Genomic DNA, 24,772 nt, shown 5'->3' on the forward strand with positions numbered 1-24,772 from the left:
GAAGTAGTAAGTAAAATAAACATTGATAGATTTTAAAATCTACCAATTCTTTTGTACTTATATACCCTATATTTGTAATATTATAACGTGTGAATAGTGTTGTAATTTTTTTTAGGAAATTACGACTTTAGATAAGATAAAAATTATAGAAAATGATAAAAATAGGAATTAACGGATTTGGTAGAATTGGACGTTTGGCTTTTCGATCAGCGATTCGTAGAGAAAATATAGAAATAGTAGGAATAAATGATTTATTAGATGTTGATTATTTAGCATACTTGTTAAAATATGATTCTGTTCATGGTCGTTTTGATGGAGAGGTAGCTGTAGTGAATGGAAACTTGGTGGTAAATGGAAAAACGATCAGAGTTAGTGCAGATAAGAACCCAGAAAATTTAAAATGGGATGAGATCGGAGCAGAGTATATTATTGAATCTACAGGCTTTTTTACAACAAAAGAAAAAGCAGCACTCCATTTAAAAGGAGGGGCTAAAAAAGTAATTATTTCAGCTCCGTCTAAAGATGCTAATATGTATGTGATGGGGGTAAATCATCATGAGATAACCAAAGAAGAGTTAATTATTTCTAATGCTTCTTGCACCACGAATTGTTTGGCTCCTTTGGTAAAAGTGATTCATGATAATTTTGGATTAACAGAAGGGCTAATGACTACGGTGCATGCTGCAACTTCTACTCAGAGTACAGTAGATGGTCCTAATAAAAAATGGCGTAGAGGGCGTTCGGTTGTGAATAATATTATACCAACTTCAACAGGGGCAGCAGCAGCAGTGACTAAAGTGATACCAGAGATGGTAGGGAAGTTGACAGGAATGGCTGTAAGAGTTCCTGTGGCAGATGTGTCTTTAGTTGATTTAACTTTCAAAACAGCGAAAAAAACTTCCTTAAAGGAGATTATGGCAGTTTTAAAAAAGGCTTCTGAAACGGATTTTAGAGGGATTATAGGTTATACGGAAGATGAGGTGGTTTCTCAAGATTTTGTATCAGAAACAAGAACATCTGTCATAGATGCAGAAGCTAGTTTAGAGTTGAATGAACATTTCTTTAAAGTAATTTCTTGGTATGATAATGAATTTGGTTATGCAACGAAAATAGTAGATCTATTGGAGTATTCAGCATCATTATAATAAGTAGTAGTACATTAAATAGAAAAATAGGATATGATGGAGATAGCAATTATTGCGCATGATGGGAAGAAGGCAGAAATGATACAGTTTTTAAACAAACATAAAGCAATTTTGCATCAAAAAGATATCCGGTTAATAGCTACGGGAACAACAGGAACTAAGGCAGAGAGAGCAGGATTTAAGGTAACCAAATTTTTATCAGGTCCATTTGGTGGAGATGCGCAGATTGCAAGTAGAGTAGCAGAGGGTATGTGTAATATGGTATTGTTTTTTAGAGACCCACATGAAAAACATCCGCATGAGCCAGATATAACCATGTTATTACGCTTATGTGATGTGCATGATATTCCGTTAGCTACAAATCCTGCGACGGCAGAATTATTAATGAAAGCTTTGTAAAATAAAAGGAGGGAGTAAACTAAATTACTCCCTCCTTTTATTTTATGCTAATAATTAGCTACTTAATAGCAATCATACTGATTTCTACATTTACGAACTTTGGTAGATTGGCTACTTCTACGGTTTCTCGTGCAGGAGCAGTATCTTCATTAAAGTATTTAGCATACACTTCATTAATTTTTGAGAAGTTGTTCATGTCAGAAATAAAAATAGAAGTTTTTACTACATTTTCAAAAGTCATTTCTGCAGCGGCTAAAACTTCTTTCATGTTTTCCATAACTTGTTTTGTTTCTGATTCTATGGAGTCAGAAACCAATTCACCAGTTGCTGGGTTTATAGGAATTTGACCAGAAGTGTATAACGTATTGCCACTTAATATGGCCTGATTATAAGGTCCTATAGGAGCAGGTGCTTTAGAAGTTGTGATTATTTTTTTCATGTTGTTTGTGTTTTATTACAGTCGTTTTAATTTATAAATAGTGTAAAATCTAAAAGTCAGTATTTTAAAAAAGCCTTCTATCTGGCGGTTTGTTTTTATCCCATTTTAGATCGCTTAATACAGAAGCTTTTACCCCAATAAAGAAATAGTAAGAAGAATTTGTTCCAAAAGGAGTCCAGTTAAAATTAAAGCGCCAGCTATCCAAGTCTCTAGAAAAATTCAATCGAGTGTAGGTAAATGCGTTTCTTTTAATGTCATATCCAGAAGAAAAACCAACCTTCCATTTAGGCGATAATTCAATATCTCCACTAAACATTAGAGAATTGTTGCTGATATCGCTAGTTACACCATTGCTGGCATAGTTCATAGCATATACTAAGTTAAGTGTCCAAGGTATTTTTGCTTTATATAACGCTGCTTTTTTTGTTTCCCTTTCATTATTATTTTGATTATTACTAGAATTATTAGCAAAACCATTACTTGTTTTCATGTTTTCGCCAAAAACATCAGGAGTATTTTGTGCGCCATTTCCTTGGCTATTTTGCTTAGGATCATTATCTTTTTCAAAATCTTTGCTTGATATTGAGTAATTCGCAGTAACCCTTACATTAGTCACTCTAAAAAGACTACCATTAAATTTATTAATCCGAATCCCTTTGCTATTTACTTGGTATGGATCTAAGGTAGCATTAGCATTTAGTGCTAATTTGTCTTTAAATAAACGAGTTCCAGCAGAAGCAGATACAGGTGACCAGCGCAAGCTATCTGCTGCAATATTATACCTAGCACTAAAGTTCAAATTGTTTAAGAGCGTAATCTTTTGATCTTCTTTATCACTATTAGGGTCTTTAGTAGCAACTTTAGCTTCTAGTACGTTGTTTAGCGTAATACCGATAGCGTTAGAAACACCACTTCCTGGTTGTCCATAAATTCCATTTTCAAAAGGGGAGTATGTTAAAAGGTCGTTAGGATTTGCACTTTGTTGTACTTGTAAATTATGATCAGCAGCAAAATCAGGCCTATATCCATAAGAAATAGAAGGTCTAAAAGTATGCCTAATAGCTTTTAACCGTCCTTTTTTAAAATTAAATGTACCATAAATATTAGTAGATAAAGAAACACCTAAATTATATTCGTTAAAACGATTAAATCCACTAATAATATCATTTACAGGGGCTCCCAGTCCTAAATCTCTATTTTTATTAGGAATATTCGGGTCATAGCGTTTGTTAATTCTATCAAAATACCAAACATCTTTATAATTAGCACTAGGAGATAAGGTAAAGTATTTCGCAACTTTTAAGTTCGTGTTTGTGCTTAAATTATGTTGTACTCCCGTTTTTGCTGTTCGAAACATTTCGGATGTAAAAAATAGGTTATCAGGAACATTGATTCTATATTCTCCTTGCATACTATAGGTAACCCCTAATTTTTGAATAGGGTTCTTTTTTACCCCCCCCTTTCCTGCAAAAGGGTAAAGACGTTCCATATTTAATTGTAAAGAAGGAAGGGTCATCGTAACAATTTGCGTATTCGTATTTTGAGAATGCGTAGCATTTAAGCTCATGTTAAAAGGAGTTCCTACAAAATTTTTATAATAAGAAATAGAGGAATTTAAAGTATTCGTTAAAAATTGAGAATTGTTAAACTCATTTAATGATTGCCTGTAATATTTACTACTTCCTAAGTTTACAGAAGCAGAAAATCGTGAATTAGGACTTGATTTAGTATCTTGGCTATGGCTCCAAGTAATGTTAAAATTACTTCTTTTGTCATAGTTACTTAATCCTCTAATTCCTTGAATAATATTTTCAAATCGAAAACTAAAATTACCATTAAAACGATACCTAACATTATAATTAGAGTCTGTACGTAATCCCCAGCTACCATTTGTATATAAATCTCCTAATATAGTTAAATCAACGTAATCATTGATTGAAAAATAATATCCCCCATTTTGTAAGAAGAACCCTTGTCGATCATTTTCACCCCAAGAAGGAATGATAAAACCAGAGGTTTGTTTTTCAGTCAAAGGGAAATAGGCAAAAGGTAAAAAAACAGGTGTAGGTACATCAGCTAGTACCAAATTACTACCTCCTACAATGATCTTTTTACCAGGAATAAGTTTGGCTTTGCTCGTAGCAATGTAATAATCAGGCTTTTTCTTCTTAGATGTCGTAAAACGTAGATTTCTCATGTAAATAGTAGAATCATTCACACGTTTTGTTTTTTCACCATATGTTATAATCCCACTTTGAACAGTCTTTACACCATATACTAAAGCGCGTCTTGTTTTAAAATTATACAAAATAGAGTCTTGCTCAGATTCTTGACTTCCTTGTTTAAAAACAGGTCGTTGCTTATAGCCAAGACTATCTTTAATCCCTTTGGCTAATACAGTATTATTCTTATAATCAATAATAATAATACCAGCCTTTAAATTGATATCAGTATAAGTAACCCTAGCATTATTGTAGAGAGTAATTGTTTTTTCTTTAGCATTCTGAAGTGTATAATCTTGGGCATCATGACTAATAATACCGTCGATAGCTTCTTTAGGCTTAATAGAATCAATGCTCACAGCAGTGGTGTCTTTAGTTTTTAAAAGGGAAGTCTTTTTTTCAGTATGAATGATACTGTCTATTTTATTTACCTTTTGAAAAGGGATAGGTTTCTTTTTTAGCTCTTGAGAATAACTTTGCTTGCTATAAAAAAAACTAAAAAATAAAAGTATGTATGATAGATTTGTTTGCAATGCTTTAAATGCTATTTTTGTACGATGAGTAAAAGTATGGCTCAATTATTGAAGCACCAAATTTGAGAAGCCAAAAATAGTTAAATTTTATTGATGCAATTTTTAAAACCTTACAAAATTTATACCGCAACGAAAATTTTGCGAATTTTCTTGTTCTCTTTCTTCTTTCTAGTAGAGCCTTTTTCTTTAGTAGCTCAGAAATATAAGGTGGTTTTAGATGCGGGGCATGGAGGCAGAGACCCTGGGAATTTAGGAAATGGTTTCAAAGAGAAAAAAATAGCATTGAAAGTTGTTTTGGCAATAGGAAAAGAATTACAGAAAAATAAAGATATAGAGGTTGTTTACACAAGAAAAAAAGATGTTTTTGTGGAATTGCATAATAGGGCAAAGATAGCCAATAATAAAAAAGCAGATTTATTTGTATCAGTACATTGTGATTCACATGGTTCAGATGCTCATGGGGCAGGAACCTTTGTATTAGGTCTTAATGGAAATAGTGGTAATTTAGAAATTGCGAAAAGAGAAAATGCGGTAATTTTATTAGAGGACAATTACAAAAAAAATTATGATTATGACCCAAATTCTCCAGAGTCAGTAATTGGTCTATCTGTATTGCAAGAGGAAAATTTAGACAATAGTTTGGCTATTGCAGATTTAATTCAGTATAATTTTTCTAAAATTAAAAGATATGATAGAAAAGTAAAGCAAGCTAATTTTTTAGTATTAAGAGAAACGGTGATGCCAAGTGTGTTAATAGAACTTGGTTTTTTAACGAATAAGGCAGAAGGGAAATTTTTAAATACAAAATCAGGGCAATTAAAAATGGCAAAATCAATAGCTATCGCTATTGAGAAATATATCAAAAGGTTACGATTAAACACCGTTGTAAAACAGGTAGCTAAAACCAAAATTGTTAAGAAAGATAAGAAGGTTATTCCTAAAGTGATTAAAAAGAAGGAGGTGCATAAAAAACATACTTCTACTAAGAAAAAGGATCCAAAAGGAAGTATTATAAAAAGTAATTCAACGGTAAAAGAAAAGGGGCAAGTTATTTTTAAAGTTCAAATAGCAGCTTCAAGAAAAATTTTAACAAATAAGAATTTTAATTTTAAAGGGCTTACTAAGGTAGAAACAATGCGCATAGATGGGTATTATAAATATTATTATGGAAGTACTGATAGTTATTTCTCTGTAAAACAAACACTTGCTAAGGTGAGAGGATTGGGACATAAAGGAGCTTTTATAGTAGCCTTTAAAAACGATAAGAAAATTTCATTGAAAGAAGCTCGAAAAAAGTAGTAATTTAGATATATTCTAATCAATACTACGGAAAATAATTAGTAATATTGTTGTTGATAAAATTGTATTTATGTCTAAAGAGCTAAAAACTGGTATTGTAGCAGTTATTATTATAGCATTGTTTGTTTGGGGGTATAACTTTTTAAAAGGACAAGATTTGTTCAGCTCCGGAACAAGACATTTTTTTGTGGAGTATAACACAATTCAAGGGTTAAATGAGGCCAGCTTGGTAACCATAAATGGTATGCAAGTAGGAAAGGTTATTGATATTAAGTTCAATCCTAATCCAGAAAAAAGAGGGAAACTTATTGTAGAAATAGCATTAGATAATGATTTTCAGTTTTCTAAAAATAGCGTTGCTAAAATTTATTCAGCGAGTTTAATGGGAGGGCAAAATTTAGCAATTATACCTAAGTATGAAGGAGAAATGGCGGAATCAGGAGATACCTTGAAAGGAGAAGTAGAATCTGATATTTTTTCTAGCGTGGGTGAAAAATTAAACCCTATACAAGCAAAATTAGAAAATGTATTGGTAGAAGCAGATTCTTTATTGATAGGACTTAATCAAATTTTGGATGCGAAATCTAGAAAAAGTTTGAATAGAAGTGTACTAGCTCTAGAAGCTACTATTTCTGATGTAAAAGGAACTTTGGGTGGAGTGAAATCTATTGTAGATGATAGTAAAAACAATTTAAGAGCTACACTGTCAAACGCTAAAAAGATTACAGATGATTTTTCCAAAATATCAGAGGATTTAACGAAAGCAAATCTAGGAAGTACGGTTAAACAACTCGAAGAAACAATTGCAGGAGTTAATGAATTACTTGCTAATATGAAAAAAGGAAAAGGAACTTTAGGTAAATTAATGACGGATGATAAAGTGTATGTGAATTTGACGCAAGCTTCTAAAGAAATGGAAGAATTACTTCGTGAATTAAAGTTAAATCCTAAAAGGTTTATGCACTTCTCGCTTTTCGGAAAGAAAGCAAAACCTTATAATGCACAAAATAATAAGGAAAATAAGAGTAATTAATAATGAGTAGGATACGATTGACATCGTTTAATGGAGCAGTAGGAAAATTAAAACATTTATACAAAAAGGTTATAGCGCCTAGTAATAATGTAGATAGCATTATCAAATCTCATGGATTACGATCTCATACAATGGTAAGAGATATGTTGTTGTATAAGAATGCGTTATATGGTAATAGCAATACATTGCCTAAATGGTATTTGGAAACGTTAGGAATATATGTAAGTTTATTAAACGAATGTGGTTGTTGTGTAGCGCGTTACTTCTCAAGGTTGAAAAGAATACTGAAAGATAGCGATAAATTTTATCCATTAAAAAAAGCTTTAGAAAGTAAAGCGTTTGAGTCGTTTTTTGAAGCAACTTATAGTCAAGGTATAAGGTATGCAGTAAAGCTTACTAATAGAGCTTCCAAAGTAGCAGAAAGAATTATAAACCCATTGCGAAAGAAAGGATTGAAGGATGGTGAAGTTTTAGAAATAAATCAAGTAGTTAGCTATTTCAACGATGCTAACAGAACTGTACTTGATTTAGGAGTCTCTACATAAGGAGATGTATTAGAGCTATTGCCAAATAATTCAAATGAAGAAGGAAACTGGAATCATCAATAAAATGTAAACTAACAAAAACAAATCAGAATAAATGTATATATCTAACATCTTTTTTGCGCTAATGTTAATTGCTGGAATAGGTTTTTTTGCAATGAATGTTCGCAAGCTTATCAGAAATATTAAATTAGGAAAAGACGTAAATCGAAATGATGACAAACCAGCTCGTTGGAAAAATATGGCCAAAATAGCTTTAGGGCAATATAAAATGGTAAGACGACCAGTATCGGGAATTTTACATATTTTGGTATATTTAGGTTTTGTTATTATAAATATAGAAGTTCTAGAAATTATAATTGATGGGTTATTTGGAACGCACCGAGTATTCCAACCTTTATTAGGAGCGACATTATATGGCTTTTTAATAGGAACTTTTGAAATTTTAGCAGGTTTGGTATTGTTTGCTGTAATTGTATTTTGGCTAAGGAGAAATATAGCAAGAATCAAACGTTTTTGGAGTAAGGAAATGACAGGATGGCCTAAGAATGATGGAAATATTATTTTGTACTTTGAAATGGTATTAATGTCGCTGTTTTTAGTAATGAATGCCACAGATTTGCCTTTTCAACAAGCAGGAATAGGAAATCCAATAAGTCAATTTGTAGCTCCTTGGTTTAGTAGCTACTCTCCAGAAGAACAGCATACAATAGAGCAATTTGCATGGTGGGTGCATATAATAGGGATTTTAATATTCTTAAACTATCTATATTATTCTAAACATTTACATATTTTATTAGCATTTCCAAATACATTTTATGCAAACTTAAAGCCTAAAGGAGCATTCAATAATTTAGAAGCAGTAACTAAAGAAGTAAAAATGATGATGGATCCTTCGGCAGATCCTTATGCAATGCCAGAGGAGGGAGTAGAAGAGGAGGAGCCTGAAAAGTTTGGAGCCTCTGATGTAACAGATTTGAATTGGGTACAGCTAATGAATGCTTATACATGTACAGAATGCGGACGTTGTACTTCTTCTTGTCCAGCTAATTTAACAGGAAAGAAATTGTCACCTCGAAAAATTATGATGGATACTCGTGACCGATTGGAAGAAGTAGGAAATAATATAGATAAAAATGGAGGTGTTTTTAAAGAAGATGGGAAACAGTTATTAAATGATTATATTACACCAGAAGAATTATGGGCTTGTACGAGTTGTAATGCCTGTGTACAGGAATGTCCTGTAAATATAGATCCATTGTCTATTATTATGGATATGCGCCGTTATTTAGTAATGGAAGAGTCCGCAGCTCCTCAAGAATTGAATATGATGATGACGAATATTGAAAATAATGGAGCACCTTGGCAATACAATCAAATGGATCGATTAAATTGGAAAGACGAAGCATAGTATATTCATTGAATACCTAAAAAAAAATGTAAATAAAGCTTGGTGAATACTAAGTTTAATAGAAATTGAAAAAAGGAAGATAAAAAGTAGTTCAACGACTAAAACATAAAATTATGAACGTACCTACGATGGCAGATATGATGGCTCAAGGAAAACAACCAGAAGTGTTGTTTTGGGTTGGAGCCGCTGGAAGTTATGATGATAGAGCAAAAAAAATAACAAGAGCTTTTGTAAAAGTATTGCAAGAAGCTAAAGTTGAATTTGCTGTGTTAGGAACCGAAGAAAGTTCAACAGGCGATGCTGCAAAAAGAGCTGGAAATGAGTTTTTGTTTCAAATGCAAGCAATGACCAATATAGAAATATTAAACGCATATGAAGTCAAAAAAATCGTAACCTGCGATCCTCATTCATTTAATACGTTAAAAAATGAATATCCAAGTTTAGGAGGTAAATATGAGGTATATCATCATACACAATTCATTAAAAAGTTAGTAGATGAAGGAAAATTGAATATCAATGCTACTAATTTAAAAGGAAAGCAACTTACTTATCATGATCCTTGCTATTTGGGTAGAGCCAATGATGTATATGAAAGTCCACGTGATTTAGTTCGTAGATTAGGAGTTCGTTTAACAGAAATGAAGCGAAATAAATCGACCGCACTATGTTGTGGGGCAGGTGGGGCACAAATGTTTAAAGAACCAGAAAAAGGGGATAAAGACATTAATATATTACGTACAGAAGATGCTTTAGAAACAAACCCGCAAATTATAGCAACAGGATGCCCTTATTGTAATACTATGATGACCGATGGGGTGAAATTTAAAGAAAAAGAAAACCAAATAGAAGTAAAAGACATAGCAGAATTAATTGCAGAAGCAAATAATTTATAAAAAGTATTATATGTAATTCTCGACTCCGTTCTAATGGCACAATCAATTGTCCTTTTGAACGGAGTCGAAAAGTTTAAGAAGAAAATAAATGATAAAAAATTATATAAAAGCAGCCCGATTAAGAACACTACCATTATCTATTTCAGGAGTTATTGTAGGAGCTTTTTTAGCAGATTTTACCACGATAGGAGAAAAGAATTATTTAATTTTTATACTAGCTCTTCTAGCTACTATTGGATTTCAAATTTTGTCAAACTTTGCAAATGATTATGGTGATGGAATTAAAGGAACAGATGATAATAGAAAAGGAGAGGCAAGAATGGTGTCATCAGGCTTAATAACCCCTCAACAAATGAAGTCAGCAATGATTGTTACTATATTATTTACGTTACTTGTGAATATCGTATTGATATACATTGCTTTTGGAAAACAAAACTTTTTATATTCTATAGTGTTTTTCTCGTTAGGAATTGCTTCCATCATAGCAGCTATTAAATATACTGTAGGAAGCTCAGCGTATGGATATAGAGGATTAGGAGATGTGTTTGTTTTTATATTCTTTGGATTGGTAAGCGTAATAGGAAGTTACTTTTTATATGCTAAAACGGTATATTTTAGTGTATTATTACCTGCAATATCAATAGGTTTATTATCAACAGCAGTGTTAAATTTAAACAATATGAGAGATCGTGCTGAAGATCAAAAAAATAATAAGAATACCTTGGTGGTAAAAATAGGAGCTAAAAAAGCAAAAATATACCATTACCTATTGATTTTAGGGGCTTTATTAGGAGCTCTTATTTATGTATTATTAAACTATAAATCGCCCATTCAGTTTTTGTTTTTAGTAGCTTTTATACCTCTTATAAAAAATATCATTACAGTATTTAAAAATAAAGTACCAGAAGAGTTGGATGGTGAATTGAAAAAAGTAGCACTGAGTACTTTTTTATTTGCACTGATTTTTGGAATAAGTCAAGTGATTATATAGCAATTGAAATTAAAGAAAACAGGTAGTTTATAATTCTTGCTTGGTATTAAAAGAGATGAAAACAATAAAAATTATTTTAGGAATAATAACAGTTCTAGTGGTTGCTTTTTTTGCAACAGGTATTGTGGTAAAAGACATTAAGTACACTGCTGAAGTTGAAATAAATAAAAGTATAAAAACTGTTTTTTCAATGTTTACGGATGCAAAAAAGTTTATTCAATGGCAGCCAGAAATAGTAGCCATACGACCGATTACAGAAAAAGAACAGATTACGGGGAGTACTTACGAACTGACGATCAAAAATGGAGAGCAAAAGATCAAAATGCAAGAGGTTATTAAAACATATTTAGCAAATCAGACAATCACATTTCAATTTAGGTCTAATAACTTGTTAAAAACAGATACTTATACTTTTCAGAGCAAAGGAGGTCGTACAAAAATTATACAAAATAGTGCTTTAATTAATAATTCATACATAGCAAGTTGTATTTTTCCTTATTTCAAGGGAGCTCTTAAGGAAAAGAGTCAAGAAAGTTTAGAAAGATTGAAAAAAATAGTAGAGCAAACCAAATGATAACCGCAACATATCACAAGTATTTATTAAATTTTAAAAGACCTAGTGGTACTTCACGAGGTATTTTAAATACGAAAGAAACTTGGTTTTTAGTAATACATCAACACGGAAAACAAGGAATAGGAGAATGTGGGCTTTTTAGAGGTTTGAGTATTGATGATCGACCAGATTATGAAGAAAAGTTGCGATGGACATGTAAGCATATCCATAAAGGAGCAGCTTTTTTGTTAGAAGCGTTATATGAGTTTCCTTCCATTCAATTTGGTGTAGAACAAGCTTTTCTATCTTTAAAAAGCCAACACCAATTTGATTTATTTCCGTCAAGATTTACAGCAGGAAAAGAAGGAATCCCTATTAACGGTTTAATTTGGATGGGAGATAAGTCTTTTATGCAAGCGCAAATAAAAGAAAAGCTTAAAAGTGGATTTAGAACGTTAAAAATGAAAATAGGTGCAATTGATTTTGCTACAGAGTTAACATTGTTAAAATCTATACGAAAAGAATTTTCTTCCAAAGAAATAACGTTAAGAGTAGATGCAAATGGAGCGTTTAAACCTTTAGAAGCATTAGAAAAATTAAAACGGCTATCAGCATTAGATTTACATTCTATTGAACAGCCAATAGCACAAGGGCAATGGCAGGAAATGGCAATGCTTTGTGAAAAAACACCTTTACCTATAGCGTTGGATGAAGAATTAATAGGAGTGTTTTCTTATGAAAAAAAGCAGCAATGTATTGCTACAATACAGCCTCAATATATTATTTTAAAACCAAGTTTAGTAGGAGGTTTTAAAGGTACTAAAGAGTGGATTTCTGTGGCAGATAACCATAGAATAAAAAATTGGATTACATCAGCATTAGAGAGTAACATTGGTTTAAATGCAATAGCAGGATTTACTCATACTTTACAAAATGAATTGCCACAAGGTTTAGGAACAGGCAGCTTGTTTATTAATAACTTTGAAAGCCCATTAGAGGTGGTGAATGGAGCTTTGAGGTATGATCCAATGAAAAAATGGCAGGTTCAATGGGCAGTGTAATTCTTGTTGAAATTTTGAGTTAATTTGTATTGAAATAAAAGGATAGCACTAAGAATATTAAACAAAAAAGAGAATTTGTTATTATGTAGGGCGAGTTTGAATTAACTTATTCCAAAATTGGGTAAAAACAGCTACATTTTAATACCCAAAAAAAGTAAACAATTCACTCAGCTATTAGTTTTACTAAAAAATATCTAAGGAGGTAAAGTTTAGAGTGCTTGATTTTCAATCTGCCATCTACAAGTTTTAGAATTGTGCTTTTTCATATTTTTTCTTAATTAACTGATTGAATGCTATCAACAAGTAATTCATAGCATGAATTCTTACTTAAATAGCCTTTATTTCCATAGATGTTGCTAAAATAAATATTGATTTCTTAAGCAAAACTTAGGCTAATTACCAAACGGATGTGTTACTATTGTAGCAAATGAGAAAGCATATTGATATATGAATATTGCGAATCGTTTGAAGGCTATTATTGAAGTAGTTGAAGATGAGGTCATACAAGAAAAGAATATTACACGACCTGCCACCATAGCATAATTACACATCTTTTACAAAATAATGTTCCAATGAAATCTATTAGCGAATTTTTAGGAGGTTTTTATAGAATTAATACGGATCAGATGATATATACCACTTCGTTGATACCTGAAGAGTATCATAATGAAGATTATTGTGTTGGTGATTGTTATACAGAAGAAAGCTCTAGTTTAAACAATGTTTAGATAAAAAAATAAAAATACTTTGTTTAAAGAATATAAAATTCATTTAAATTTGTGTTGCTATGAAAAACTATCTTTTACCATTTGGAACACTTTACTCATTAAAAAGAGGGTTACACTCATTACTTGTTTTATTTTTTACAAGAAATGTTGAGTTTTATCTAAAACTTAAAATAGTAACTATGAAAAAAATACTACTTGTCAATTTTTTAATGCTAAGTCTTAATGTTTTTTCTCAAGGCACTCCAAAAATTACTTTAAAAGATGCTAGTGAGTTAAAGCTCTCAAATCTAAAAGTAAGAGTAAATATTACAGGTAACTATGCTACTACTACATATGATATGCAGTTTTATAACGGCTTAGACAGAACATTAGAAGGTGATTTGGTATTCCCTTTGGGAGAAGGTCAATCTGTATATAGATTTGCTATGGACTTAAATGGATCTTTGAGAGAAGCAGTAGTTGTTGAAAAAGAATTAGCTAGAGCTGCTTATGAAACTACCGTTAGACAAAATATTGATCCTGCACTTTTAGAGAAAACATCTGGAAACAACTATAAAGCAAGGGTATATCCCATTTTTCCTAAAAAGAATAAAAGAGTAGTTTTAACATATGAAGAAAAGCTTTCAACTGTCAACGATAAACTAGTATATGAACTTCCTTTAGGAATTCAGGAAGTTGTTGGTAGTTTTTCTTTAGATATTTTTACCCATGGAATATCTATACCTCCTGTTATAAAAAGTGAGTTTTCTAAAGACTTTTATTTCATTAAGAAAGGAAATGTTATAAGTGCCTCCTTAGCTAAGAAAAATGTAGCTCCTCAAAATTCAATAAAGGTAGAGTTTAAAAAAACTTCTAATAAAGAAAATATTCTAAGTTATCGAGATTATTTTTATGCTTCAATCCCTTTGAAGAGGGAACTTAGATATAAAGAAAAACCTAAAAGAATAAGTATTCTTTGGGATGTTTCTTTGTCAATGAGGAATAGAAGTTTAAATAAAGAAATAGAGCTTTTAAATAAATACTTTATCTACTTGAAAGATGTAGAAGTTGAGTTTATTTCTTTTAATAATACAGTAAACAAAAGGGAAAAATTTTTTGTAACTAATGGTGAATGGGATGGTCTTCGAAAAGAAATAAAAACTCAAATTTATGATGGTGGAACTAATTTAGAAAAGCTAAGTGCTTTAAAATTAAATCCTGACGAAATACTTTTATTTTCAGATGGATTAACTAACCTAGGAGTTATAGAAGGGTTTAAGAAGAAAACAGTTTATACAATTAACTCATTAACATCTGCTAATCATTTTTTATTAAATAAAACAGCTACAGATCAAGGAGGTAGATATATTAATTTAGGAAAACTTGACAGTGAAGAAGCAAATGAACTACTAAAGCAAGAAGTGCTACAGTTTTTAGGATTTAAAAACAATATTGATTTAAATGAGGTGTATCCTCAAAACAGAGCAAATGTTACAGGGGATTTTGTAATTACTGGAAGATATACAGGAAAACGAAAACCTTTAATTCAACTAGAGTTTGGATATCAAGGTAAGGTTACTAAAGTGCTAACTTTTAATTTAGAGAACTCACAAAATTCAAATCAAACTAAAAGACTTTGGGCGAAAGAAAAATTAAAATATCTAAGTAAAGAAAAAGAAAGGAATAAGAAAGAAATTATTTCTTTAGCCAAACAATATCATTTGGTTACAGATTACACTTCAATGTTAATTTTAGATAGAATTGAAGATTATGTACGATATGGTATAGAGCCACCAAAAGAATTAAGATCTCGTTACAAAGAGTTGTTAAAAGAAAAAGAGGAAATAAAAACTTCAGCTATAGAAGATATTGAAGAGAGAAGAGGAAATCTTTTTGATCAATATAAGGAAATTACAAATTGGTATGACCTTAGGCATCCCATAAAGAAGCAGAGGAAAAAAAGAACAACTCAAATATCTAGGGTTAGATATTCCAATATAAATCAAGAAAACACCATTACAAAAACAACAGACAGTAGCAGTATGCATGGCAATCATGTTGATAACCATATAGCAGTAGCTATTGATTATTCGAGAAAAGTGGTGACAGGTACTGTAAGTGACTCTTCGGGGGTTTTACCAGGAGTGACTGTAATGATTAAAGGAACTGATCGAGGAACCGAAACAGACTTTGATGGTAATTTTACTATAAATGTAGAGGAGAATGAAGTTTTAGTTTTTTCTTTTGTTGGATGTTCAACTAAAGAAGTTATGATTAATAGTGATAATACTGTAAATATAGAACTTGAAGAAGATAGTGTTCTTGATGAAGTAGTTGTTACTGGGTTAGAGGTAGCAAGAGAATCAAAACTAGTAAATAATAATATTATTCAGTCTTTATTAGGTAAATCTTCAGGAGTAAAAATCTCTCAAGATAATCAGAAGACAACCAAAATCTCCATAAGAGGAAATAGTTCATTACATCAAAATGACCCAATGTATATAGTTGATGGAGTTTCAGTAAAAAAGAATTTTATTGAAAAAATAAAACCCGAAGATATTGATGCTGTACAAGTAATTAAACCTTTTGATGCTATAAAACTTTATGGAGAAAAAGCAAGAAATGGAATTGTAATTTTTACAACAAAAAAAGGAAAAGAAACTAATAAAAAAGAAATAGAGAAATTAAATTTGTTAATAGAACAAAGGATAGAGTTAAAAGCATGGAATCCTAAAACTCCATATTTAGATATTCTTAAAAAAGAAACTTCAGTTTTATCAGCTTACAAAAAATATTTAGAAATTAGAGATTATTATTCCAACAGTCCAATGTTTTATATGGATGTAGCTGATTTCTTTGACCAAAAGGGAGAAAAAGAATTAGCTATTAGAGTTCTGACAAATTTAATTGAAATAGATTTAGATAATTATGAACTTATAAAGGCATTAGCATATAAGCTAGAATATTTTAAGGAGTATAATTTAGCCAAAAATATTTATAAAAAAGTATTAGAATTAAGACCTGAAGAACCTCAGTCATACAGGGACTTAGCACTAGCATATGAACTAGCAGGTGACTATCAAAATAGTTTTAATTTACTGTATAAGATTTATAATGGAGAGCTTTTACTCAAAGATGAAGACGAACGATTTGATGGTATAGAATCTGTTGTGTTTGTAGAGCTTTCAAGATTGGTGTCTCAGTACGGGAATAAATTAAAGCTAAGTAAACACCAGAAAAAGTTTTTTAAAACGATTCCAGTAGATGTGCGTATAGTTGTTGATTGGAATCATAATGATACAGATATTGATTTATGGGTTATTGATCCCAATGGAGAAAAAGCATATTATAAAAACCAGGAAACAGAGATTGGTGGAAGAATGTCAGCTGATATGACAGAAGGCTATGGACCAGAAGAGTTTATGCTAAAGAAAGCGATTAAAGGGAAGTATAAAATTATGATTGATTATTATGCTGATAATGTTCAGAAAATATCTGGACCGACTATTTTAAAGGTAAATATGTTTACAAACTACGGGAAAAGGAATGAAGAAAAACAGACAATTATAGTAAAGCTTGATAAGGAGGAAGATTATATTGAAGTTGGGAAGTTGTTTTTGTGAAGGTAGTTTTTGTTTAAAAAAACAGCTAATTGACATTTAGCTTTAGCGTAATGGCAATTAGTTACAGGAATTTACATAGAAAACGGTTATATAAGAGCCATTTGCAATGGCGAGTAGTATAGTTATTAAAATAATAAAGCCATAGCAGTAATGTTGTGGTTTTATTATCTTGAAGTTGACTCTTTATTCGAACAAAAAATAGGCATTAGATATGTGGAAGCGATTAATTTCTTACATTTACATGGATTGATGAAAAAGGACGTTTTTGTAAAAAAAAGTTGTAGATAGCGGAAATGATAGCTATGGATTTAAAGAAGTATTGAATGTGGGTAATGATTACACTTACGATGTAAATGGTAATATGACCAAAGATTTAGATAAAGGGATTAACAATATTACTTGCAATCATTTAAATTTACCAACACGAGTTACTATTGGGGGTAAAAACATTGATTATACATACGATGCTGGGGGTGTAAAATTAAGTAAAACCGTAAGCGGAGTTGCTACACAATATGCAGGGAATTATGTATATGAAAATGGTGTGTTGCAATTCTTTAACCACCCCGAGGGTTATGTGTCACCTAAGAATGCTAGTAATATATCACAAGGGTTCAAATATGTATATCAATACAAAGACCACTTAGGAAATGTTAGGTTAAGTTATACTGATAATAACAATGATGGAGTAATTACTCCAAGTACAGAAATCATAGAAGAATCTAATTATTATCCTTTTGGACTCAAACATAAAGGGTATAATAACGTAGTTAACTCGCTAGGAAACAGCACCGCGCAGAAGTTTGGATATAACGGAAAAGAGTTAAATGAGGAACTAGGTTTAGAATGGCATGACTTTGGAGCTAGAAATTATGATGCTGCTCTTGGTAGATGGATGAATTTAGACCCACTTGCTGAGCAAATGCGTAGGCACTCGCCGTATAATTATGCGTTTAATAATCCTTTAAGATTTATTGACCCTGACGGAATGGCGCCTGAGGATATTATAATCTGGTATAGAGATGAAAACGATAAAGCACAAAAATTTGTTTTTAATGGGAATAATGGAGATAAAGCACCAGATAATAAATTTGTTCAGCAAGTATTGGGTGCAGCTTGTGATAATATTAATAATGGTGAGGGTAAAAAATTTCAAGCTTTAGCAGAAAATAGTGATGTGAAAGTTTCTGTTGCTGAAACAGAAGATAATTCTATGTTCAGCTCTGCACAGAATGCTATATTTTGGAATCCCCGCAAATTGACATTTAGCTTTAGCGTAATGGCAATTAGTTACAGGAATTTACATAGAAAACGGTTATATAAGAGCCATTTGCAATGGCGAGTAGTATAGTTATTAAAATAATAAAGCCATAGCAGTAATGTTGTGGTTTTATTATCTTGAAGTTGACTCTTTATTCGAACAAAAAATAGGCATTAGATATATGGAAGTGATTAATTTCTTACATTTACATGGATTGATGAAAAAGGACGTTTTTGTAAAAAAAAGCTGTAGATAGCGGAAATGATAGCTATGGATTTAAAGATGGAAATCGTAGTTTATCGTTTATAGATTCTGATTATTTTTATGATGCTTTGGGCGATATGGCTCCAGCCCCGTATGCGAAACAATATTGTGTCGCTGCCGCTGGACGCATTTTAAAACGTAAGATTCATATATTTGGATTAATAATCAGTTCGAAAAAGGGGAAGCCTACAATTAAATAAATTCAAGAATTATGAAGAGATTAATTTATTTTTTTTCAGTAATTATATTACTTTCCTGTGAAAAGAAGGAAAGAAAAAAAGATAATGTTTTAAATACTGACAAAACAGATAGTATAAATTATGAAATAAAGCAAAAGCAAGAATATAGGAACAATGCTTCTTTTTGGGATACTACAATAAATACTCAGGATATTAAAAATCAGATAGATGGAGTGACTACTGGTTTTCTTTCAAAAAAGGATGTTCAACTTTTCCCCGCAAATTGACATTTAGCTATAGCGTAATGGCAATTAGTTACAGGAATTTACATAGAAAACGGTTATATAAAAGCCATTTGCAATGGCGAGTAGTATAGTTATTAAAATAATAAAGCCATAGCAGTACTGTTGTGGTTTTATTATCTTGAAGTTGACTCTTTATTCGAACAAAAAATAGGCATTAGATATGTGGAAGCGATTAATTTCTTACATTTACATGGATTGATGAAAAAGGACGTTTTTGTAAAAAAAAGCTGTAGATAGCGGAAATGATAGCTATGGATTTAAAGAAGTATTGAATGTGGGTAATGATTACACTTACGATGTAAATGGTAATATGATCAAAGATTTAAATAAAGGAATTACTGATATAATTTACAATCATTTAAATTTACCAACACGAGTTACTATTGGAGGTAAAAACATTGATTATACATACGATGCTGGGGGTGTAAAATTAAGTAAAACCGTAAGCGGAGTTGCTACGCAATATGCAGGGAATTATGTATATGAAAATGGTGTGTTGCAATTCTTTAACCACCCCGAGGGGTATGTGTCGCCTAAAAATGCTAGTGATATATCACAAGGGTTCAAATATGTATATCAATACAAAGACCACTTAGGAAATGTTAGGTTAAGTTATACTGATAATAACAATGATGGAGTTATTACTCCAAGTACAGAAATCATAGAAGAATCTAACTATTATCCTTTTGGACTCAAACACAAAGGGTATAATAACGTAGTTAACTCGCTAGGAAACGGTACTGGACAGAAGTACATGTTCAATCAAGGAACAAGTGGTAAAAACTTTAAAGGTGAGGAAGGTAAATCTTTTAGAGTAGAAAGACAGGAAGAATTAGGTCTTAATGTTGATATGACTAAATTTAGAATGTATGATTATGCGTTGGGTAGATTTACAAGTATCGACCCATTAGCTGATGCAAATCCTCAAGAAAGTTGGACTCCTTATCAATACGCTTACAATAGTCCTATTCAATACAATGATCCTTATGGTGATTGTCCATGGTGTGTTTGGGGTGCTGTTATAGGAGGTGGTCTAGAATATGCATCACAAGTAGTTTCAAATTATTCTGGAGGTCAAAGTTTAACAGAATCGTTGACGAATGTTGATGGAGGTAAGATAACTGTTGCAACAATAGCGGGTGCTGCAACAGGAGGTATTGGGTCAATAGCGACTATTGGTAAAACAGCAAAAGTTGTTAAGGTCATAGCTGTTACTTCTACTACAGTTATTGGAAGTATGATGAAGCAAAATATGGGTAAGGATTCAACAGGTAAGTTGGATGTCAGTAGTTTAGGTGTTGATGCGGCTATGTCTGTTGTAAAGTTGCCAAAAGTAAAATTACCAAGAGTAAAAGTAAAGGGTGCTAAAGTAAAAGTAAATAAAGCAGAAGCCGTAAGAAAGGGAACGCCAGGAAGGCAAAAGCAATAAAAAAAGCAAAAAGGACTTTAAGAAAAATGGAAAATAAAAACACTAACACAGCTGTTAAAGAAAAAGTTATAAATAGTGTTATAAAGAAAGTTGTAAAAACAAAAATTAAGCAAAAATTAAAGCAATAATGAAGAAAAAAATACCAGGAGATAAATTACTTTTATTATTTAGTTTAGTTTTTTTAGTTATTTCATTTATTGTTTTATATGGGGTCTATGAAAAAATGAAGATTACTAATAGAGGAGAAACTATTATGGTTAAGATTAAAGAGGCTCCAGAAAATTGTTCAAGTATAAGTTCCAATAACGATGGTTATTGTAAATTAGAATACGAAGATAAAACTTATGTAATAAGAGCAGGTAAAAAGTTTTGCCCTTTAGTTTCTGGTAAAAAGAAAGTAGAGATGTTAACAAATGAAAATAAGAGTAGAGTTATATTTTTAGGAGAGTATAATTCAAGTCAATATGGAAGTGGTCTTTTTATATTTTTAGTTGCACTATTTGCAATTTATAGCTCTATTAAGTCTATCCGTTCAAATAATGATTAAGATTATTATTTTTATCCTTTTATTTAGATTAAATCTATATCCCCTGCAAATTGACATTTAGCTTTAGCGTAATGGCAATTAGTTACAGGAATTTACATAGAAAACGGTTATATAAGAGCCATTTGCAATGGCGAGTAGTATAGTTATTAAAATAATAAAGCCATAGCAGTACTGTTGTGGTTTTATTATCTTGAAGTTGACTCTTTATTCGAACAAAAAATAGGCATTAGATATGTGGAAGCGATTAATTTCTTACATTTACATGGATTGATGAAAAAGGACGTTTTTGTAAAAAAAAGTTGTAGATAGCGGAAATGATAGCTATGGATTTAAAGATGGAAATCGTAGTTTATCGTTTATAGATTCTGATTATTTTTATGATGCTTTGGGCGATATGGCTCCAATCCCGTATGCGAAATAACATTGTGTCGCTGCCGCTGGGCGCATTTTAAAACGTAAGATTCATATATTTGGATTAATAATCAGTTCGAAAAAGGGGAAGCTTACAATTAAATAAATTCAAGAATTATGAAGAGATTAATTTATTTTTTTTCAGTAATTATATTACTTTCCTGTGAAAAGAAGGAAAGAAAAAAAGATAATGTTTTAAATACTGACAAAACAGATAGTATAAATTATGAAATAAAGCAAAAGCAAGAATATAGGAACAATGCTTCTTTTTGGGATACTACAATAAATACTCAGGATATTAAAAATCAGATAGATGGAGTGACTACTGGTTTTCTTTCAAAAAAGGATGTTCAACTTTTCCCTAGAAGAAAAGAAGATAAATATTATGGATTTTATACTCTTTTGAAAAATGACAATAAAGGAATCCCTTCAATAAGGGTTGGGAAAATGATAATTTATGATTCAATAAATCCTTATAAATATGAAAAGAATACTGATGAATTTGTAGAAATTACTTTAAGAAAAGAAGGAGTAAGTTTACTTAAAGGTAAACTACAAATTGGTATGTCAATAGAAGAAGTTCAAAAAACGTTTGGGGAATATAATAAAGAATTTAATGACAGAAATATCGTAGTTTATAAAAAAGAGAATAAGGTAGCTGTTTTAAATTTTGAAAATAACATTTTAATTAAAATTAAAATAGGAGTTTATAAAAAAAATATAGACTTAAAAGAAGTTATTAATTAATTGTTCGATACTTACAACAAGTTAGTGTGTGTTATTGATTATAAATAAGTAAATCGTATAAATTTATAAAGCCATGGCAGAAATGTCGTGGCTTTTTATTTATAAGCTTGTTGCGTTTTGTAATCTCTAATTACAGAATCTATAATAGAAAATAAATGAGTTTTAAAATCACTAGACATCTCTTCAATAGCTTGTAAACCTCACGCTAATAAAGAAAAAACTTTTTATAGTTTACATTTAAAAAAAATCTGAACGATAATTCATAAAGAAGCTTATGACAAACAATATAGAAATAGACAAGTACTTAATAGAAAGTTTATTACTTTTGGAGCGGTATAAATCACCACCAAAATTACCCTATTTTATACAAAAAAATGAATTATATACAGCAAGCATATAAAGGAAATAACCAATGGTATCACTATGCCATTACGATACTTATAGTACTATTAGGATGGCAAGTAATAGGAATCATTCCGTTGTTAGTAACCGCAGTAATGCATTCTTCTGATATCGGTGAATTCTATAAAGGGATGGCCTCTGGATTTACAAACTTAGGAATTAATAATAATCTTCTTTTATGCTTAATGATTCTTATGTTTGGTTGTGGTTTATTAGCTCTTGTGCTTGCCTTAAAATACATTCATAAAAGACCTCTGAAAACCCTAATAACAAGTAGAGATAAAATAGATTGGAAGCGTTTCTGGTTTGCCTTTTTTATTTGGGGAATGGTAGCTTGTATTTTAACAGGAACAAGTATTTTGATGTTTCCAGAAGAGTATATATGGAATTTCAAACCAGTGCCTTTTTTTACATTAGTAGCCATTTCATTTATTTGCTTGCCAATACAAACGAGCTTCGAAGAATTATTTATTAGGGGATATCTCTTGCAAGGAATAGGAACTTGGGTGCAAAATAGATGGTTTCCATTAATTTTTACGGCTGTTTTTTTCGGACTTTTGCATTTTGCAAATCCAGAAGTGGAAAAGTTAGGAAATATTGCTATGGTTTTTTATATAGGAACAGGTCTCTTTTATGGAATTACTATGCTAATGGATGAAGGAGCAGAGTTGGCACTAGGTTTACATGCTATTAATAATATAATGGCGGCTTTTTTAGTAACCACAAATTGGACGGTATTTCAAACAGACGCATTGTATATAGAAACATCAGAACCTTCTGCAGGAATGGAAACACTTTTGCCTGTAGGAGTCTTATACCCATTATTACTACTTATCTTTTCAAAGAAATACCAATGGAAAAATTGGAAAGAAAAATTATTAGGAAAGGTAGAGAAACCTGTGCAATTAAAGGAGAATTATAGAGTTTTATAAGGTGACAGAAAATAAGTATCACAAAAAATTTAAATTAAATGGACATTCATTTGCTTCTGAAATGGATGTATTGGAATACACTAAAAAGATAAACTCTGAGATCCATACTTTTCTAAAAGAATGGTTTCACAAAAACGATTTTATCACGGTAAAAACGTCAGGATCTACTGGAATCCCCAAAGCAATTTATTTAAAAAAAGAACTGATGAAAAACTCAGCTCTAGCCACAGGGGAATTTTTTAAGTTAAAAGAAAAAACCAAAGCATTAATGTGCTTATCAGTAGGATATATAGCGGGTAAAATGATGCTAATAAGAGCATTGACATTAGGTTGGGAGCTAGATATTGTTCCTCCCAATTCTTATCCGTTAGAAAAAATAGAAAAAGAATACGATTTTACGGCATTGGTGCCTATGCAATTACAAAATTCATTGCATAAGCTACATTTTATAAAAAAACTTATTGTAGGAGGAGGAGTCGTTTCAAAAGAATTGGTAAAAAAACTAGAAGCAGTAAGCACAGAAGTTTTTGCTACCTACGGAATGACAGAAACGATTACTCATATAGCAGTAAAACAACTAAATCATTGCTCATCAAAAAAACAAGACAATCACTTTTATACCGTGTTACCAAACGTAAAAATTTATAAGGATAAACGAGAGTGCTTGGTAATAAAAGCTCCCAAAGTAGCAGAAGAGTTGGTTATAACGAATGACGTAGTAGCATTGGTTACTGATACAAAATTTGAATGGTTAGGTCGTTTTGATACTATTATTAATTCAGGAGGAATCAAACTCTTGCCTGAAAAAATAGAACAAAAACTATCTCCAATAATTTCACAGCGTTTTTTTGTTATAGGAATACCTGATGAAAAATTAGGAGAAAAGCTAGCGTTGATTTTAGAAGGAATACCATCAGCAGAAATTAAAAGAAGACTTTCTTTAGAAATTCAGAATTTGGAAAGCCTATCAAAGTATGAAAAACCTAAAGAGATTTATTTTACTAGCCAATTTATAGAAACAGCAACAAAAAAGATTCGAAGAGAAGCTACCTTAAACCATATTGATTTTAACCATTAGATCAGGAACTTATAAGAACAAAAAAGGTAAATAGGTTTCGTAATTAAATAATCCATCTCCTATATTATCTTTGAATTTTTGCTTCATTTTTTTGCCAAAAAAATGAAGAGAATCCCAACTTACTCCCTTAAAAAGTCTATGTATTCCCCAAATACTATGATAAAAACCCTAAATTCTTTCCTGAAAAAAGTGATGATTATTTTAATTAAAAAAAATGTAACCTATTGATTTTTAGAACAAATCTGTACAAGCTTTTTAAGAGTAGTTGAAAACCTTGTACAGAAAAAGAAGGTAAAAATCTGTACAAGCTTTTTAAGAGTAGTTGAAAATCTTGTACAGAAAAAGAGGGTAAAAAGTTGTACAAAC

The 24,772-nt window shown here is 31.0% G+C and carries 21 protein-coding genes; 19 read left to right on the plus strand and 2 right to left on the minus strand.

What is annotated here, in order from left to right:
• Positions 1-152 precede the first annotated feature (152 nt).
• Both gap and MARIT_RS05990 read left to right on the plus strand, forming a co-directional pair.
• The gene (gene gap / locus MARIT_RS05985; protein WP_024741617.1) at positions 153-1,145 is read left to right on the plus strand and encodes a type I glyceraldehyde-3-phosphate dehydrogenase; all 993 of its coding nucleotides are present in this window, start codon (positions 153-155) and stop codon (positions 1,143-1,145) included.
• A 36-nt stretch (positions 1,146-1,181) separates the two neighbouring features.
• Complete coding sequence (locus MARIT_RS05990) at positions 1,182-1,544, plus strand: methylglyoxal synthase (RefSeq protein WP_024741618.1); 363 nt, start codon at positions 1,182-1,184, stop codon at positions 1,542-1,544.
• A 58-nt stretch (positions 1,545-1,602) separates the two neighbouring features.
• On the opposite strand, the gene MARIT_RS05995 is transcribed toward MARIT_RS05990, so the two are convergent.
• Together MARIT_RS05995 and MARIT_RS06000 are read right to left on the minus strand one after the other, a co-directional pair.
• A complete protein-coding gene (locus MARIT_RS05995) occupies positions 1,603-1,983 on the minus strand; it encodes a RidA family protein (protein WP_024741619.1) in 381 nt (126 codons plus the stop codon).
• A gap of 64 nt (positions 1,984-2,047) precedes the next feature.
• Positions 2,048-4,738 (minus strand): putative LPS assembly protein LptD, encoded by a 2,691-nt coding sequence (locus tag MARIT_RS06000; protein ID WP_024741620.1) that lies wholly within the window; start codon positions 4,736-4,738, stop codon positions 2,048-2,050.
• Between the two features lie 93 nt (positions 4,739-4,831).
• Here MARIT_RS06000 and MARIT_RS06005 point away from each other — a divergent pair, with 93 nt between their 5' ends.
• From MARIT_RS06005 to MARIT_RS06080, 17 genes are all read left to right on the plus strand, one after another.
• Positions 4,832-6,037, plus strand: a complete 1,206-nt coding sequence (locus tag MARIT_RS06005; RefSeq protein ID WP_024741621.1) for an N-acetylmuramoyl-L-alanine amidase family protein — start codon at positions 4,832-4,834, stop codon at positions 6,035-6,037.
• Positions 6,038-6,107: 70 nt separating this feature from the next.
• Positions 6,108-7,070, plus strand: coding sequence for an MlaD family protein (locus tag MARIT_RS06010; protein WP_024741622.1), 963 nt, complete (start codon positions 6,108-6,110; stop codon positions 7,068-7,070).
• 2 nt (positions 7,071-7,072) lie between these two features.
• The gene (locus MARIT_RS06015; RefSeq protein WP_100211047.1) at positions 7,073-7,615 is read left to right on the plus strand and encodes a carboxymuconolactone decarboxylase family protein; all 543 of its coding nucleotides are present in this window, start codon (positions 7,073-7,075) and stop codon (positions 7,613-7,615) included.
• A 94-nt stretch (positions 7,616-7,709) separates the two neighbouring features.
• Positions 7,710-9,023 carry a (Fe-S)-binding protein gene (locus MARIT_RS06020; protein ID WP_100211048.1) on the plus strand — a complete coding sequence of 438 codons (1,314 nt, stop codon included), beginning with the start codon at positions 7,710-7,712 and terminating at the stop codon, positions 9,021-9,023.
• 113 nt (positions 9,024-9,136) lie between these two features.
• Positions 9,137-9,916, plus strand: coding sequence for a (Fe-S)-binding protein (locus MARIT_RS06025; protein WP_024741624.1), 780 nt, complete (start codon positions 9,137-9,139; stop codon positions 9,914-9,916).
• A gap of 88 nt (positions 9,917-10,004) precedes the next feature.
• Positions 10,005-10,907 (plus strand): 1,4-dihydroxy-2-naphthoate octaprenyltransferase, encoded by a 903-nt coding sequence (gene menA / locus MARIT_RS06030; protein WP_100211049.1) that lies wholly within the window; start codon positions 10,005-10,007, stop codon positions 10,905-10,907.
• Positions 10,908-10,962: 55 nt separating this feature from the next.
• Positions 10,963-11,481, plus strand: coding sequence for an SRPBCC family protein (locus tag MARIT_RS06035; RefSeq protein WP_024741626.1), 519 nt, complete (start codon positions 10,963-10,965; stop codon positions 11,479-11,481).
• The gene (locus MARIT_RS06040) at positions 11,478-12,521 is read left to right on the plus strand and encodes an o-succinylbenzoate synthase (protein WP_100211050.1); all 1,044 of its coding nucleotides are present in this window, start codon (positions 11,478-11,480) and stop codon (positions 12,519-12,521) included. The genes MARIT_RS06035 and MARIT_RS06040 overlap by 4 nt, the downstream gene beginning before the upstream one ends.
• Positions 12,522-13,093: 572 nt before the next feature.
• Positions 13,094-13,249, plus strand: a complete 156-nt coding sequence (locus tag MARIT_RS15445) for a hypothetical protein (RefSeq protein ID WP_157926210.1) — start codon at positions 13,094-13,096, stop codon at positions 13,247-13,249.
• 179 nt (positions 13,250-13,428) lie between these two features.
• Entirely contained in the window at positions 13,429-16,851 is a 3,423-nt protein-coding gene (locus MARIT_RS06045; protein ID WP_162288607.1) for a VIT domain-containing protein, read from the plus strand.
• 325 nt (positions 16,852-17,176) lie between these two features.
• Complete coding sequence (locus MARIT_RS06050) at positions 17,177-18,202, plus strand: RHS repeat domain-containing protein (protein WP_231975201.1); 1,026 nt, start codon at positions 17,177-17,179, stop codon at positions 18,200-18,202.
• A 385-nt stretch (positions 18,203-18,587) separates the two neighbouring features.
• Complete coding sequence (locus MARIT_RS06055) at positions 18,588-18,842, plus strand: hypothetical protein (RefSeq protein ID WP_100211053.1); 255 nt, start codon at positions 18,588-18,590, stop codon at positions 18,840-18,842.
• 292 nt (positions 18,843-19,134) lie between these two features.
• Positions 19,135-20,289 carry an RHS repeat domain-containing protein gene (locus MARIT_RS06060; RefSeq protein ID WP_100211054.1) on the plus strand — a complete coding sequence of 385 codons (1,155 nt, stop codon included), beginning with the start codon at positions 19,135-19,137 and terminating at the stop codon, positions 20,287-20,289.
• A gap of 127 nt (positions 20,290-20,416) precedes the next feature.
• The gene (locus tag MARIT_RS06065) at positions 20,417-20,836 is read left to right on the plus strand and encodes a hypothetical protein (RefSeq protein WP_100211055.1); all 420 of its coding nucleotides are present in this window, start codon (positions 20,417-20,419) and stop codon (positions 20,834-20,836) included.
• Positions 20,837-21,364: 528 nt separating this feature from the next.
• Positions 21,365-21,994 carry a hypothetical protein gene (locus MARIT_RS06070; protein WP_024741632.1) on the plus strand — a complete coding sequence of 210 codons (630 nt, stop codon included), beginning with the start codon at positions 21,365-21,367 and terminating at the stop codon, positions 21,992-21,994.
• 374 nt (positions 21,995-22,368) lie between these two features.
• Complete coding sequence (locus MARIT_RS06075; RefSeq protein ID WP_024741633.1) at positions 22,369-23,328, plus strand: CPBP family intramembrane glutamic endopeptidase; 960 nt, start codon at positions 22,369-22,371, stop codon at positions 23,326-23,328.
• A 1-nt stretch (position 23,329) separates the two neighbouring features.
• On the plus strand, positions 23,330-24,406 hold the full coding sequence (locus MARIT_RS06080; RefSeq protein WP_024741634.1) for an AMP-binding protein: 1,077 nt from the start codon (positions 23,330-23,332) through the stop codon (positions 24,404-24,406).
• Positions 24,407-24,772: the final 366 nt, after the last annotated feature.

The organism is Tenacibaculum maritimum NCIMB 2154 (assembly GCF_900119795.1).
GTDB lineage: Bacteria > Bacteroidota > Bacteroidia > Flavobacteriales > Flavobacteriaceae > Polaribacter > Polaribacter maritimus.